Genomic DNA, 15410 nt, shown 5'->3' with positions numbered 1-15410 from the left:
TATTTCATTAAGGTACACCATCTCATTTCTTATAATGCCATTGTAAGAGTATTTTTCTATAACATTTTTTATTTATTTTTGAAAATACTTTGTATATGGTATTATATAAAGCTTATCTAAAATTTAATGTCAATATAATAATTATACTGTAATATTATAATTATTTAGTTAAAAATAAGCAAAATTAGAGGAGTAATTTTATGTATAGTTTTATATGGTAAACTAAAATCTTTTAAATACTTTTAGGGGTCTGAATTTTTTAAATAAAAATTCGATGAATTTACCATTATTTAATTCATTCTCCTAAAAAATCATATGTATTTCTAAAAATACAAATGTAATTTTAGTTATTAGAAAAAAATAGGTCTTTAATATCATTAAATTAAATACTATAAAATCATTGTTTAATGTTAGGAAAATACTTAAAAATAAAATTGTATGGTGTAAAAAAAGTTTTTGCTTGTTGATGCTTAGTGAAAAAGGGTATAAGTATAAAAAAAAGATAAGGTATTAATATTTAATACCTATATCATCCAAGTCCTTGTAGAATGTCAAATGGATCAATTCATCATCATATACAAGAGCGGAACCTGATCCTATTTCATTTGAAAATTTGAGGTTGTCTCCAAGGCCAATGGATTTTTTAGATTTGTATTCGCTACGGGATATGTCTTCCAATATTTTCATAAGCTCCAATCTATCTATAGCATCTTCAGATTTCTTATCCACGATAGCTTCAATGATGTAGCTTCTTAAAAGCTTTTCATTGTATTGTCTGTAGATGCTTGGATTGTAGAATAATTCAAATCCTTTGAATTCACCATTTACAATGAATATAGCACCATTTTGACCATTTTCAAGATTGAATTCCTTTAAGTAGCTGTTCTGTTTTTCCTTAAGGTTTTCATAGCTGTCATGCAATGCGCTGGTATTGGATCGATATTCAGTTCTAGATTCAAATCTGTCAATTGAATCCCATACTTCACCTTGGTAGCGGCGGTCTTCAAATGCAGCTCTTGATTTTACGCTTCTGGTAGAAAGGTTTGCTGAATATTCAGATGGAACAAATCTTTTTGCAGCTTTTCCTTCACCTTTGAAATGCCATCTTCCATGTTCAGTACAGCTTACAGGAATCTTTAATGTGCTTTGGGCAGGAACAAGCAAAGTGTCATTTATGATACGGTTTTGCATTGCACCTGTAATCTCATCACTGTCAATCAATAAGAGAGAACAACAGCATCGTTTTTACATAAAACACAGTTTACGCTAGATTGTTCAAGCTCATTGATTTCTCAAGATTCATTTCATATCCCTTATTAATTGTGATGAAATCCTTTCCTCCAAATGAATCGCTTTTGATTGGAACCACTTCTACATTTTGATATTTTTGGCTTTCTAAAAGCTCAAATGAGATTTTAGTACCTCCAACGTCAATGAATGCAAAGTTTTCTAAGTTTTCTTCCGCACTGGCTTTGTTTTTAGATTTATCCATAAAATACCCCCATTGATATGTTTTCGTGTTTTTTATTTATCTGATATGTTTTATCTACACTAAACAACTGCTCCAAATTTTCTTAAGAAACAATCTGCGATTTTGTTTGATATTATAGAAACAATTGTCTAAGTGCTTACAGCAAACTATAAAGATCAATATTAAAAATGAAAATCCTGTTTAATATAAACAGAATTGATATTGGCTTAGATAAAGTTCACATCACTTTCAGGATCTTTTTTAAGTTCCTTAAGTTCATCTTCTTCAATGATTTTAGCAATCACATTATGATGTGAAATGAATTTTACTATAGCATAAGCGTTTTCATCATCAAGTTTATCGTAAACCCTACCTCCACTCATGGTGCCTCTGACAACAGTTTTCGTACTGTTTGCCAAGTATCCTACCTTTCCAGCAAATCTCATCTCTACACGAATGGCTTCTGCATCATGATTATTGTCAGGCTCTTTGATAAGCTTTAAAATAGAACCAATTTTAAATATCTTTTGTCCGTGAAATTGGTTAAAACAGATTACAGTTACAAATTTTTCCTCTTCAATTTTCATACAATCACCCCTAAAAAATAGTATGTATTTATACTATAGACATCGTTACTTATAAATGTTTTTAATATTTTATTGGTGTTGAATTATTTTTTTCTATATTGGATTATGATGTTGATTTTATTGGTGTTTAATTATTTTTTTTCATCATGAATTGTGATGATTTTTTAGCTGTTGAATTTATTATTTTTTTGTTCAATTTTAATGGTCATTTTTTCAGATATCATTCAAGATTTATCAATTTTTCAATAATGATTTAAACAGTTTCTTTTATATATTTCAAACTTTCTAAATTAGTTTTCAAAATCTAAAAGTATTACTAATTTATGATAATCATTATAAAATTTTACACTTGAAATACACGTCTAAATTTTTGATAATGATAAGATAATATTCATAAAGTTTTAGAATATATTTTAACTAAGTTAAATTATCCTAATGTTGCAATAAGACTATAATTAAATTCAATTATAAAAAAAGGGCAAATAAGTTAGATTTATATAAATCCATAAAGTATTAAATTATAGAATTTTAAAAAAATAGTAGAAAATAATTAAAAATAGTAAAAAAAGGTTAAAAAATAAAAAAATAGTAAAATTAAGCAGTAGTAGCTTCTAATTTAGATAAAATTTCCCAAATTAAGGTCCTTGCATGAACTGGGATATTAGGATCATTACTAATTTCATCTAATTTTAAGATAACAGAACTAGCTCTTACAGTTGGATCTTCACTTTCATCATTTAATGTTTGGTAAGATTCATCTGCAGCTCTTCTGATATTACGTGGTACGCTTTGGTTTTCCATAATATGTTTTAAAATTGCGGATACTTCTTCAAAAGTGTCATTTATCATAATAATTCCTCCCTATTCATCAATTTTTGAAATTTCATTATAAAGTGAGTATTATATGTTTCAAAAAAAGTAAATAGTTATCTAACAATAAATATTATGGTCTTTAAAGTATATATATATTTATGGTATATGCATTTTTATGTACAATATGAGTTTTAATTAATCCTTGTCTTTAAAGTATATATATTTATGGTATATTGTTCGTATTTTAAGAAATGCTTAACAAATTAATGAATATTTAAAAAAATAGTATTCTTATAATTTTAGCTTAAATGATTAAATCAATAGAATTTTATATTAAAATCAATAAAATAAGATTATTTAAAATGGCTTTATTAATTTAATAGGATGATAAAATGGATTTCATGGAAGAAAAATTCAAAATGGTTTTACATTACATAATCTACAAATGTGGATTTAAGAACACAGTTGGAAGAACAGTTCTACATAAGCTTCTCTATTTTTCAGACTTTAACCATTATGAGCTTTACAATGAATCAATAACAAATGAATCCTATAGAAAAATGGAACGTGGACCTGTTCCAATTCACTTTGAAGAGGCAATAAGCCAATTGGTTGATGAAGGCAAGGTAAGGTTAGGAAAAAGAAAATTGCCTTGTGGAAAGACAATGAATAGGTATTTTGCTGTAGAAGCACCTGAAATAGAATTGAATCAGGACGAATTGGATGTAATTGATCAAGTCATTAAGTATTTAAGCCATATGAATGGAAAGCAGATTGGTGAATATGCACTTGCAGATGAGCCAGTAAAAAGAACTGATGAAGAAGAGATTGTTGAATATGATTTAGTTCAAACTCGTGAATCTAAGGAAAAAAGTAAAGTGTATGTTAAAATTATTTAAATAAGGTCTATTCTCTTAAAATTATTCAAACACTATCTATTATCTTAAAATTATTAAAAAAAAAAGAATATAAATAGATTAATAGATTAAAACTTTTTTAAAAAAGATAATATAAAACGATAAATAGATTATAAATATTTTAAAAAAAGAATATCGGACAGTTGATAATTTATTTAATGAATCTATCATCTGCCTTTTGATTTTTAGCTTTTTGATGATTGTTTTCAAACCATCCTATTTTTAAGTCATCAACTATAGTGTCTTCAAACAATTGAGGAACATATGGCTTTATGTCAAGAAGTGGAGTTTCATCAAGAATGTCTACATTGGAAATGTATAGTATGTCATCTTCCACCTTATCTAATTTTACAGTAGTCATTCCTATATTGTTTGGTCTTTTAGGTGATCTTGTTGCAAATACTCCATGAGTGCTGTTGTCCATAAAAGGCTTGACTTCCAATGCATGGCCATTTGTCTTATGCAAATGATAAATAAGTATAAGATGTGAAAATCCTTCTATATCCTTTAGTCCAGGCTTGAATTCATCCTTAAGGCATATTTTTCCTTCAATCCCTTTCGCCCCAGTTGGTTGTATCGGCATTCCTTCAAGCTCTTTAAATGGAGTGTGTATTATGCCAATGTTTTCAAATTCAATTTTCATACTATCATATTGACCTTTGATGTATATATAGTTTTATAACGATGTTAATTTGATGATCAATATCCGTTGAAATAGCTTAAAATAATGATATTTTTTTATTTAATATATTATTCGATTGAATTTAAGACATGAGTTACAAACTGTGTCTTAGCTATTTCCTCAACGAATTCAACAAGTGCAGCAGCTTCCTTAACTGTTTCACCAGTTGCAATCACTCCATGATTCTTTAGGATAATTGCATCCTCATTCTTTAAGGCTTCTGCAGCATGCTCTGCCAATTCCTTGCTTCCAGGCTTAAAGTATTCAATATCCTTTATGTATTCAGACTTAATTGTTCCAAATCCTTCAAGACGTTTGATTCTTTTGTTTGAAAATCCAAATCCAGTTGCATATGGTGAATGAGTATGTGCAATTCCATTCACTTGAGGCTTTTCTCTGTAAATTGTCAAATGCATTCCTACTTCAGAAGATGGCTTTCCTTTAGTTAGGTTTTCACCTTTTTCATTTACAAGGACAATATCTTCTTCCTTTAAATCAGCAAGGGATTTAAGTGTAGGTGTAATAGCTACTATATCACCTGTTTCGGTTTTGAATCTTGCACTGACATTGCCAGCCTTACCTGAAACCAATCCTCTTTCAAATACATAAGCTGACATTTCTACAACTGATTTTACGATTTCCTTTTCCATATTATCATTCCAAAATTAGTATAAAAATAGTAAAAAATTTAGTTAATTATAAGTTTAATTTTTTTAAATTAGAATCTTTTTAGTTAATTATAATTTTAATTTTTTTAAATTAGAATCTTTTTAGATAATTATAAGTTTAAATTTTTGTTAAATAGAATCTGACTCGAATAATTAAAAGTTTTAAAAACAATCAGACTATTTAAAGTCTAATTGTCTGTAAACACCACCTACATCAAGTATAGGAACTTCTGCAGGTGTTGGCATAATGTTATAAATCTTCTGGAACTCTGTTTGAGTCTGGAAAGTACCAGAATTGATACAGTGAATTCCATTGTAATTTGTATAGGTATTAATGTGAACATGTCCTGTATGCAAGACATCCGGAACCTTATCAATTACTAAATGGTCTTCAAGCTCTGAAGCAAGAGGTGTTCTTTCACCATATAATGGAGCTAAATGTCTTTTTCTTAAGAATTCCTTCATTACAAGGTCATTTCTTTCGTGTGAAAAGTCATTTGAACCCATTACCATATCATCTATTCCTCTTCCATGGTAAATCAATACTTCAAGTCCATCTAAGCTTACCATAGAAGGATTTGATAGGAACTCTACATTATTTAATTGATACAATGATTTAGCATACTTTTCAGGCACTGCAGGTTGAGGCTCTGCCACTCTTGATGCATCGTGGTTTCCAGGAGTGATGATGATCTTAATGTCACTTCTGATGTCACCTAACAAACGGGCAGCTTCATCATATTGGGCAGTAATGTCCTTGATAGCTAATTCCTTGTCTTGGTTTGGATAAACACCAATACCATCTACAATGTCTCCTCCAACAATCATGTATTTTACATTGTTAGCCATTTCCCTTTGTCTTTCATCACCAAAGTCACCATTAAGCCATCTTGTAAATCTGACAAAGGCATCTTCAAGGAATGTTTGACTTCCGATATGAATGTCTGAAGTGAATACTGTTCCAAACTCAGTATCCTTTCTTGGCATTCTTGGAACACCTGGGTCTATAAGGTTTTGACAAATTGCCAATTGATTTTCAGCACCTGGTCTCTTTTGAGCTACTATTCCAATTACCTCATCTTTCATAAGGTTTTTAGCAGCATTGATCATTTCTTCGTTGTCTTTGCTTACGAGAACAGGTATTGAACCTGTATCATCTTCCACTTCGATTAGATAGTGACCGTTTTTAGTGCTTCTGATGTCTGTAATCATTACAATTAAATTTAAGTCAGTCTGATTTTCTGTAATTTCATTGATTTTTTGCCAAGTCCTAAGCTCTGGCCTTTTGGATAGGATGTTTGATAACTTTTTATATCTGTTTTGGAAGTATTCGATAAGGTTTCCTATATCACCGCTTGTATAGGATTTGTTGCTTGTGTCTTGAATAACCTTATATCTGTCAAAGCTAACTGTAGATTCTGTTAAGTTTCTTTTATATTTGATTTTAGTGTCTTCTGAAACTTCTGTATCTGTTATCTTTTCTACATGCTCCCTATCATAACCAAGCTTTTTGTATTTTTCTTCTAAGCTTAATTCGGCCTTAGCTTCTTCTGGCTCTTCTTCAATAGGGTCAAGAGATTTTTCTTCAGCTATTGGCTTTTCTTCAGTTTGGACAGTAGCTGTTTCCTTTTCTTCTATGATAGGTTTTTCCGGAGTTTGGATAGTAGCTGTTTCCTTTTCTTCTATGATAGGTTTTTCCGGAGTTTGGATAGTAGCTGTTTCCTTTTCTTCTGGAACTGCAGCAACAGGTCTATCTTCCATTACAGGCTTTTCAACTTGTACTGTAGCAGAACCATTCTGTTCCATTGCTGGTTTTTGTTCTGTTTGAAGTGTATGAGTGCTGTTTTGTTCAGCTTGTGCTACAGGACTTCCATCTAAACCAGGAGCATTAACCTCTTCTTCAACTTTTGTTTGTGGCTTTTCCATTGCAGGTGCAATAGGCTTTTCTTGAGTTGGTGTTTTAATCTCTTGATCTTTTGGAATGTTTAATTTAAAATTAAGACCTTCCATGCTTTTTAAGGTGTTTACATCAACTGGAACCATTTCTTTAGAATAATTTCCACTTTTTAGCTTTACAATTATTTCTGAACTTAAATTTAAAGGATTTTCAGAGTTGGCAATTAACTCATATGCCTCTGGGGATAGTATTATCCCTTTCCTTGCAAATTTAATAAGTATTTCAGCTGTCATGATTCTCCTCTTTTATTTTAGCCAGATTTCTAGAGTTTCTTCTGGCCTTTGAGATAGTTCCAATAATTGAAATTATAAATCTAAAAAATATCTATGAATTTATTTGTCTTATTTATTATTTAATAAAACAAACTATATAATATTAATTCTCGATAATTTTATTATATATAAATTATAAAAACATTAATACTATAAGATACTATCTATAATAATTCCATCAAATATAAAACTTATGGATGGTATTGTAGATAAAAAAATTTGCTTATAAAAATTTATGAAATGGGAAATGAAAATCCCATTAAATTTATTATTCAAGGAATAAATCAGTTTAAAATTTATTATTAAAAGAATAATCAATTTAAATTATATTATTAAAAGAATATTTGTTAAAAAATTAATCAAAAAGGGATTAAAATGAAAATATCAAGAATTATACTTATTGTATTATTATTTTTTGTATTTTTTGAAATAGGTCTTTTCAGTTCCTATACCTTAGCAACTGGAGAAGTACCTGATCCAGGAGAATTGTTCGGCATGCAAGTTGAAACAATAACTTCCATATTCAGTGCCGAAAATGTAGGCGGATTGCTTATCAAGGACCCTGACAGCATTAACGTAACAAACAGATTCCAATTGGCTGACAAGGTATCAGAGGTGGCGGATGTTGATGGAGTCGATGTCGAAAACATGACAGTTACAACAGTTGACGACACTGACGGCAAGGAATTCAATGTAACCATTACTGCTTATGGATATTCCAAACCTACAAGCAAAGGAGGTTCCATTGTAATCAGCAATGAGCCTGACTATAAAATCATTTGTACAGGAAAAGCTAAATACACTGTAAATGGTATTGAAGTCGATTTAGACACCGTTAAGGTAGATTCTATCCTAAAGATCTTTGATGAAGATGACAACAACAAGTACAATGTTTTAGGTGAAGACTATAATTCAAGCTCTTCATCCAGTTCCAGCTATAAGTCCAGTTCCAGCTATTCCAGCTCAAGCAGCAGTTATAGTGGTTCATCTTACAGTGGTGGCTCTTCAAGTGGAGGCTCTTCTGGTGGAGGTACCGGTGAATTATTAGCACCTATATTTTTAAATTTTAAATTTTAGCTTTGTTTTTTAGTTAAATTAATTATTATTTAATTTTTAGCTCTTTTTGAGCTAATCATTATTTTCATTTATTCATAATAATTAATCTTTTGAGTAAATCATCATGGTTAAGAATACAAAAAATCTATAAAACTTTGAGTTAAATTATCATTTATTTAAAAATGCAATTAATGGCTCTTTAGAGTTATAATCATTATTTAAAAATGCTATTAATGGCTCTTTAGAGTTATAATCATTATTTAAAAATGCAATGGCTCTTTTAGAGCTAATTATCATTTATTTAAAAATTAAATCTAAACAACCTTTTTAAAAGGTGATATTATGATTAATCTTATTGGTATTGGTTATGATATAGGAGATCTAACTGTAAATGCATTCAGTGCTATAATTGAAGCAGATATTATAATTAATTTTGATAATATTGATATAAGTGATTTGGATTCATATACAAAAGATAAGGAAATAATTGATAGAGATTCAATCAAGTCAGAAGAGGATTTGGATACCTTATCTGAAGACATGATTCAATTGGAAGAGGATTCAGAAGAGATTTCAAATGATTCCAAAGCCGTATATTCAAAGCTTAACGAAAGCTATTCACTAATAGAATTGGCAATCTCAAAATCTTTCGATAATGATGTAGCTTTGATTTGCTCAAACAATCCTAATATTTATGGCATAGCAAATCTATTGATTCAAATCAGTTCTAAATACAGTGATGTTGAATTGAAAATACATCCAGGAGTTTCTCCAATTGATTATGCATCATCTATCTTAGGTACTCCATTTGATGATTTCATAGCTATTGACTTAAACAAGACATTATCATCTTCTAAAGAACTAAAAAATAAGATTAAGTTTGCAATAAGAAATGATGTGGTCCTATTCATTCACAATATAATAGGTGAAGAAGATGACTTAATGGATAATTTCAATCTGCTGAAGGAACTTGTCAATGAATACGGCAAGGATTTATTGGTTGCAGCAGTAAACGACTCATCATACGAAATATCCAAGTTCAATGAGATTGATGAGAAAAAATTAAACAGAAATACTTCTTTAGTCATTGGAACTAAGCTCTCTTACAAGCTGGAAGATTATATGGTTACATCATGTGACTATATAGTAGAGCCAAAGTTCATTTCACAGAATATGGATTTCTTTGAAAGATACTTGAAAGATGAAACTCCTCAAGAACTTGATTATGATTGCGATTATCTCCCATGCCATAAGTCATTGGAAGCATGTGACTTTTGCTATTGTCCATTCTATCCATGTGCTGATGGAGTGACTGGTGGAGAATGGATTAAGGACAAGGACGTTTGGAGCTGTCAATACTGTGATTGGATCCATCTTGAAGAGCCATGTCAAACAATCAGACAAGGGCTTGGAGATATCCTAAAGGATGTTGATGACTTAAAGGACAAGCACATTGAATTGCTAAGATTAAGACGTGAATGTCTCTTAAAGACTTTGAAATAGTTTTATTTTAAAGATCATCAAGTTTGAAATATTATTGATTTAAGGATTATAAAATAAAACTTGAAATAATTTTGATTTGAAGAAATGAAATCAAGTTTGAAATAGTTCAAATCATAAATAAACTTAAAATAATTTAAAATCATAAATAAAAATAAAGAACAAATAGCTATTTAGCTAAAATTATGCTTATTTATTACATATTAATTTAAGAAGGTTATAAAATGCCAAGTGTAAAAGATATTTTAATTGAAATGAAAGACATGTCGGAATTAATGGTTGATTTAGCGTATTCTGCTGTTTTATTTAATAATAAAGCTGCTGCAGAAGAAGTATTGACCCTTGAAAATAGACTCAATAGCATGAATTATGAGATTAAAAAGCAATCTTTTGTAGCTGCACGTTCACTTGAAGATGCAGAACAATTGACTACCTTGCTTGAAATTGCAGAAGCTGCTGAATCTATGGGAAATGCTGCTAAGGATTTAGCTGACTTAACCTTAAAAGGATTTGAACCACACCCAGTATTTAAAATGGTTATGGAAGAATCCGAAAAGAACATTATTCGTTTGAATGTTGAAGAAAGTTCCGTATTGGCTAACCATTCTTTAGGAGAATTATTATTGCTTAACCGTACTGGTATGAGAATTATTTCCATCAGACGTGGAGACTCTTGGATTTACGGTCCTGATAAAAACACTGTAATCCTTGCAGGAGATGTCTTAATCGCTAAAGGTTCTGAAACAGGAACTGAAATCATTGAAAAGTTAGCTGATGGAGAAATGAACTTAGAAGACTTAGGAAATATTGAAGAATTTATTGATGATGATGACGATTAATTAAAGAAACAATCTTTAAAATTAGTTGTTATCATAAATAAATTAAAAAAACAATTAAAATTAGTTGTTTATCAATTAAAAATTATTATAGGATTATAAATCTTAAAAACTTATTAAAAAAACTATTTAGAAAATGAAGAATTTTAGAAAATGAATTTAATTTTCAATTAATTTATTAATTAATATGTATGGATGTGACACTATGATGATGGGAGGTGAACCAATTGAAAAGTCTAATGAAGATGATACGTCAAGTTGGGGAATCTGCTATCTCAATAGTTGTTAGCATTATTCTACTTTTATTCAATGGTATAAAATACATCGTTTCCATGCCTTCCCGTTTTATCGGTGCAGTTAAGGAATTCTTTTCTGACACTGATTCTGTTTTAAAGGAAAGCCTTATAGCACTTTCAATATGTGCTGTAGGTGATTTGTGTGCAGGCATTATTTTAGGAAACATGGAATTCTTTTTAGAAACATATCCAGGACTTATGGTAATCATTCCAGGAGCTATTGGAATGAGAGGAAACATCTTTGGATCCTTTGGTTCAAGGCTAAGCACTCACCTCCACATTGGTACCATCTCTCCTGAATTCAAAAGATCAGAATTTTTAGATGAAAACATAGTTGCCTCATTGATTTTAACCATGGTGCTTTCTGTTCTTCTTGCAATCATTGCTAAGGTAATCTGTATTTTATTCAATTTCAAAAGCATCAGCATATATGACTTTGTCTTGATTTCATTTATAGCAGGGCTCTTGTCAACAGTCATCATGCTTCCTATTACAATGTTCATTTCACTTAAGAGCTTTGAAGGTGGTTGGGACCCAGATAATATCACAACTCCATTCATTGCAGCTGTTGGAGACTTCTTCACATTGCCTGCACTTATCTTAAGCGTTATGATTGTAAACTTTATAGGATTCCATTCAATAGTCAAAATTGCCTTATTTGCTATAGTGCTCATCCTAACAGCAATAGCATTGGTCTTAGGATACAAGGCCAAAAGTGAAATCGGACATATTGTAAGGCAATCCACTCCTGTTTTATTCTTCTGTTCCATTTTAGGAACATTGGCAGGTGGAATATTGAACAATTCAATCAGCACATTGCTTAATAATCAAACATTGCTTACATTGGTTCCATTGTTCTCAGGTGAAAGTGGTGGTTTAGTAAGCATTTTAGGTGCAAGACTCTCATCTGGTCTCCACTCTGGTTTAATAGACCCTGTCCTCAAGCCTAAAAAGCACACTATGGAAAACTTCATAGCTATTATAACTTTAGCTATTGTAATGTATCCTTTAATTGGATTCTTAGCTGAATCATCAACTATAGGATTTGGAAATATTGGAGTGGGATATCTTCCTGCATTATCAATAAGTTTCCTTTCAGGAATGATTTTGATTTTCATCATGCTCCTTGTAGTGTTCTATATATCTACAATTTCCTATAGAAGAGGACTTGACCCTGACAATATTGTAATTCCAATGTCAACAAGCCTAACAGACTCAATTTCCACATTGATTCTTATTGTAGTGTCTTTAGGCATATTAGGCATGTTTTAGTTAAATCATATAATAAAAATAGCACTTAAAAGGCATTTTTTTATTTTCCTTTCTATTTTTCTTTTTAAGGCCATGTTTTTTATTTTCCTTCCCTTCCCATTTCTCTTTTTTTAGTTAAATTATATAATAAAAATAGTATTTAAAGGCCATATTTTTATTTTCCTTCCCATGACCTTTCCATTTCTCTTTTAAAGAACTTATGCACATTTTCTGCACCAAATATCTCCTCATCCAATGACCATTTCTTTGGATATAGTATAAATGGATATTGCTGATTTCCTCCAGCTCCACCATGGTTTCCAATCAGTTCCTCAAATGCATAAACCTCATCATTTTCAATATCATAGTCACTGTTTACAAGAATGTCCGGCACATGCTCAAATCCATCTGTCCTTTTTAGCTTTTCAATGATGTGATTGCCATACTTGTCAAGGAAATGATCACCAACATACTCTTCTGTTTCAAGATAAAATACATTATCTTGTGATAAAACTATTGTTCCATATACTATTGAATTCACCATTACGAAACCTATGCCATCATGATGAGATAATTGATTCAAGAGTCTAGGAAATGCATCTTCTATCTGTTCATATGTCATTCTATTAGACCAATCTGTAAAATAAATCAATCCTAAATTTCCGGAAGAAAGCACCATTGTCTGTGCAGTCTCTTCACTTACTGTAGTCTTGTTTGAAAATTTGATGTTTACGTCCAAATCTGTTGAAATTTTGTTTAGCTTATCTGAAAAGGATTCATCGCTATTGAAAAACCTATTGTCTGTTCTTAGCCTTTCAACATATTCTGAGATTTTTGTCTTGTCTTTTATATTGGATATTCTTTCCAAGGTATTGATGTTGATATTTGAATCTATCCTTTCCTTTGCATTATCCACTGTATTGTCAATTCTCTCTTTTGCATTGTCTATCCTTTCCTTTGCATTGTCTACAGTATTGTCGATTCTAGTGTCAATTCTGTCAACACGCTGTTCAAAATAGGGCTTTATGGCATATTTCTTTCTGAAGTAATCATCATTGGAATGCAATATACCATGTATGCTTATGTTATCCGGCAATAGCTGGCTAACCAAATCATTAAGGCTTATTTCATACTTCTGCTTAAATGTGAATCCCTTGGATTGGCCATGATCTGAAAGAATGATTAGCTTATAGTCTCTTGGGGATTTTTCAATTGCCTTTTCGATTCTCTTGAATTGCTTGTCTATTTGCCTAAGGGAATAGAATGCATCATAATCCTCCACTCCTGAGTGATGAGCTATTTCATCATATCCCATATATGTTGCATAGATTGCATTGTACTGGCCTGCAAAGATGTCTCCAATCAAGGTGTATGTTGTAGCTTCCCTCATAGCTACATTTGTTCCTGCACGGGCAACAAAGTATGGAATTCCTCTCCATTTAAGACGAGGCTGAACATTTTTGAATAGATGTCTGAATCTGGATATCAGTTCCATAACCATATCAAAAAGGAATAATATTAAGATTCTGGTAATGACATATGGCCTTGAATAAACATAGTACCAGCTGGTGGTTCTGATTCCTGAAGATTCTGTCAATCTGCTGAAAGTAAGTATATGGTCTCTTGCATCTCCTGAAAAGAGATTGCTTCTGCTTGCACCATTGTCTCTAAGGAGTCCATTGCCATCTGATATTCTCTTTTCAATAATCTCGGAGTTTTCAAGCCCATTTGAGGAAATGATTCTATTGCCATTATCCTTTTCCACCCAACGGAATGCTGGAATATTGCTGTTGTTTCCATGAAGTATTCCCGCTTGTGAAGATGATGTCTGACTTGAAAGGTCTGTTTCCCATCTTGTCAGTTCGTGGCTTCCATCTTCAATCCATTTGGATAATGTAGGCATGTCTCCCCTTTCCAATGCTTTTTTAAGGGTATAGTAGGATAGTCCATCTATTTCAAGAAAAATAAATCCTTCCTTATCGATAGGTTCATTATAAATTGATTTCATTTCCTTTTCCAAAACGTTTTGATGATAGCTTTTATCGTCATCAATGTTTAAGATAAGTGAAACAAAGGAAGATATTAGTCCTATAAGAAGAGGAATTGAAAATAGTGCTATTCCTCCAATTTCCACTCCAGGAATAAAAAGGCTTATGATGTATAAAAGGATTCCGTCTATTAAGAATGTTCCAAAACCAAGTGTAACAACAACAAATCTAAGTGAAAGCTTGCTTAAGGCAGGCCATAATAGGGCGTTTGCCAATGATAATAAGGCTATGACAAGAAAAGCTGTTCCAAAATTAGGCAATGAGATTCCACCTAATGTCCTAGTGATTGTAAAGAAGATGATCACTTCCAACACTAGGTAGATAGTGAATTTTAGTATTTGCTTTAAGTTTTCTCTTATAGTGCTTGCCATATTAAAACCTGTTTTATCAGTGAAAATTAGAATATATAATTTTATTTAAATCTTATAATATTAAAAGTATTATATAATTAATTTAATTAAGTATTATTTTGCTTTATTATCTTATTACTTTTTTTATTTAAAAATAAGGAATATCCTTTATTTTTGGATATTTTCATTCTTTTATTATTGAAAGTAATACTCTTTGATAATTTCTATACTTTTATAATTGAAAGTAATTATTTTGGATAATTTCTATACTTTTATCATTGACAGTAATGCTTTTTGATAATTTCATTTTTATCATTGAAAGTGAAAAATTATTATTTTTAGGTAAACCTAAATATTATATATGATGAATTACATATATTGATTTGTATTTTATTTATACAGTTATAATTAAAATACGCGACTTATGAGGAAAAATATTATTTAATTTGAAAAACATGGCCTTAAAATATATATCCTTATATATTTTTAAAATAGGTTTTAGAAGGAATATTTGTAAAATTTTATTTAAAGGATTTAGGGATTGGATCTTTATTTTTATTTATAAATAGATTTAGGGATTTGGTCTTTATTTTTATTTTAAATTTGATTTTACAGATGTTTCTTCTAATTTTTTTAAAATGATTGAAAGGGATTATTAATTCTTATTTTTAAAAGCCTACTTAATATGAAAAGATATTTTCTTGAT

13 protein-coding genes are annotated in these 15410 nt (G+C 30.3%); 5 read left to right on the top strand and 8 right to left on the bottom strand.

The features are described from left to right. Window positions 1-510 precede the first annotated feature (510 nt). From QZV12_RS03215 to QZV12_RS03200, 4 genes are all read right to left on the bottom strand, one after another. A complete protein-coding gene (locus QZV12_RS03215) occupies window positions 511-1221 on the bottom strand; it encodes an ARPP-1 family domain-containing protein (RefSeq protein WP_295617111.1) in 711 nt (236 codons plus the stop codon). A gap of 40 nt (window positions 1222-1261) precedes the next feature. Next, window positions 1262-1492 carry a hypothetical protein gene (locus tag QZV12_RS03210; protein WP_295617108.1) on the bottom strand — a complete coding sequence of 77 codons (231 nt, stop codon included), beginning with the start codon at window positions 1490-1492 and terminating at the stop codon, window positions 1262-1264. Window positions 1493-1698: 206 nt separating this feature from the next. Next, complete coding sequence (locus QZV12_RS03205; protein WP_295617105.1) at window positions 1699-2058, bottom strand: HIRAN domain-containing protein; 360 nt, start codon at window positions 2056-2058, stop codon at window positions 1699-1701. Between the two features lie 594 nt (window positions 2059-2652). Then, window positions 2653-2907: a UPF0147 family protein gene (locus QZV12_RS03200; RefSeq protein WP_295617102.1), complete on the bottom strand. Its 255-nt coding sequence runs from the start codon at window positions 2905-2907 to the stop codon at window positions 2653-2655. Window positions 2908-3263: 356 nt separating this feature from the next. Here QZV12_RS03200 and QZV12_RS03195 point away from each other — a divergent pair, with 356 nt between their 5' ends. Beyond that, window positions 3264-3770: a Panacea domain-containing protein gene (locus QZV12_RS03195; protein ID WP_295617100.1), complete on the top strand. Its 507-nt coding sequence runs from the start codon at window positions 3264-3266 to the stop codon at window positions 3768-3770. A gap of 169 nt (window positions 3771-3939) precedes the next feature. Here the strand turns inward: QZV12_RS03195 and tsaA are convergent, their stop codons facing one another. From tsaA to QZV12_RS03180, 3 genes are all read right to left on the bottom strand, one after another. Next, a complete protein-coding gene (gene tsaA / locus QZV12_RS03190; RefSeq protein ID WP_295617097.1) occupies window positions 3940-4431 on the bottom strand; it encodes a tRNA (N6-threonylcarbamoyladenosine(37)-N6)-methyltransferase TrmO in 492 nt (163 codons plus the stop codon). 107 nt (window positions 4432-4538) lie between these two features. Continuing rightward, on the bottom strand, window positions 4539-5120 hold the full coding sequence (locus QZV12_RS03185) for a class II aldolase/adducin family protein (protein WP_295617094.1): 582 nt from the start codon (window positions 5118-5120) through the stop codon (window positions 4539-4541). A 195-nt stretch (window positions 5121-5315) separates the two neighbouring features. Next, window positions 5316-7328 (bottom strand): DNA-directed DNA polymerase II small subunit, encoded by a 2013-nt coding sequence (locus QZV12_RS03180; RefSeq protein WP_295617091.1) that lies wholly within the window; start codon window positions 7326-7328, stop codon window positions 5316-5318. 414 nt (window positions 7329-7742) lie between these two features. Here QZV12_RS03180 and QZV12_RS03175 point away from each other — a divergent pair, with 414 nt between their 5' ends. The 4 genes from QZV12_RS03175 to QZV12_RS03160 all read left to right on the top strand — a co-directional run bounded on the left by QZV12_RS03175 (window position 7743) and on the right by QZV12_RS03160 (window position 12327). Next, entirely contained in the window at window positions 7743-8444 is a 702-nt protein-coding gene (locus QZV12_RS03175; RefSeq protein WP_295617088.1) for a hypothetical protein, read from the top strand. A gap of 321 nt (window positions 8445-8765) precedes the next feature. Then, on the top strand, window positions 8766-9926 hold the full coding sequence (locus QZV12_RS03170; RefSeq protein WP_295617085.1) for a cysteine-rich small domain-containing protein: 1161 nt from the start codon (window positions 8766-8768) through the stop codon (window positions 9924-9926). 221 nt (window positions 9927-10147) lie between these two features. Next, the gene (locus QZV12_RS03165) at window positions 10148-10762 is read left to right on the top strand and encodes a potassium channel family protein (protein WP_295617081.1); all 615 of its coding nucleotides are present in this window, start codon (window positions 10148-10150) and stop codon (window positions 10760-10762) included. A 329-nt stretch (window positions 10763-11091) separates the two neighbouring features. Beyond that, entirely contained in the window at window positions 11092-12327 is a 1236-nt protein-coding gene (locus QZV12_RS03160; RefSeq protein ID WP_366925531.1) for a magnesium transporter, read from the top strand. Between the two features lie 154 nt (window positions 12328-12481). On the opposite strand, the gene QZV12_RS03155 is transcribed toward QZV12_RS03160, so the two are convergent. Continuing rightward, a complete protein-coding gene (locus QZV12_RS03155) occupies window positions 12482-14725 on the bottom strand; it encodes a phage holin family protein (protein WP_295617075.1) in 2244 nt (747 codons plus the stop codon). Window positions 14726-15410: the final 685 nt, after the last annotated feature.

The organism is uncultured Methanobrevibacter sp., assembly GCF_902769175.1.
Taxonomy (GTDB): Archaea; Methanobacteriota; Methanobacteria; order Methanobacteriales; family Methanobacteriaceae; genus Methanobrevibacter.
This window is presented reverse-complemented; position numbering and strand designations above follow the sequence as displayed.

What these genes read in the sequence shown, in the direction of transcription:
- QZV12_RS03210 (WP_295617108.1), bottom strand. Translation starts at nt 1,492, where the DNA reads ATGGATAAATCTAAAAACAAAGCCAGTGCGGAAGAAAACTTAGAAAAC.
- QZV12_RS03205 (WP_295617105.1), bottom strand. Translation starts at nt 2,058, where the DNA reads ATGAAAATTGAAGAGGAAAAATTTGTAACTGTAATCTGTTTTAACCAA.
- QZV12_RS03200 (WP_295617102.1), bottom strand. Translation starts at nt 2,907, where the DNA reads ATGATAAATGACACTTTTGAAGAAGTATCCGCAATTTTAAAACATATT.
- QZV12_RS03195 (WP_295617100.1), top strand. Translation starts at nt 3,264, where the DNA reads ATGGATTTCATGGAAGAAAAATTCAAAATGGTTTTACATTACATAATC.
- tsaA (WP_295617097.1), bottom strand. Translation starts at nt 4,431, where the DNA reads ATGAAAATTGAATTTGAAAACATTGGCATAATACACACTCCATTTAAA.
- QZV12_RS03185 (WP_295617094.1), bottom strand. Translation starts at nt 5,120, where the DNA reads ATGGAAAAGGAAATCGTAAAATCAGTTGTAGAAATGTCAGCTTATGTA.
- QZV12_RS03180 (WP_295617091.1), bottom strand. Translation starts at nt 7,328, where the DNA reads ATGACAGCTGAAATACTTATTAAATTTGCAAGGAAAGGGATAATACTA.
- QZV12_RS03175 (WP_295617088.1), top strand. Translation starts at nt 7,743, where the DNA reads ATGAAAATATCAAGAATTATACTTATTGTATTATTATTTTTTGTATTT.
- QZV12_RS03170 (WP_295617085.1), top strand. Translation starts at nt 8,766, where the DNA reads ATGATTAATCTTATTGGTATTGGTTATGATATAGGAGATCTAACTGTA.
- QZV12_RS03165 (WP_295617081.1), top strand. Translation starts at nt 10,148, where the DNA reads ATGCCAAGTGTAAAAGATATTTTAATTGAAATGAAAGACATGTCGGAA.
- QZV12_RS03160 (WP_366925531.1), top strand. Translation starts at nt 11,092, where the DNA reads ATGCCTTCCCGTTTTATCGGTGCAGTTAAGGAATTCTTTTCTGACACT.
- QZV12_RS03155 (WP_295617075.1), bottom strand. Translation starts at nt 14,725, where the DNA reads ATGGCAAGCACTATAAGAGAAAACTTAAAGCAAATACTAAAATTCACT.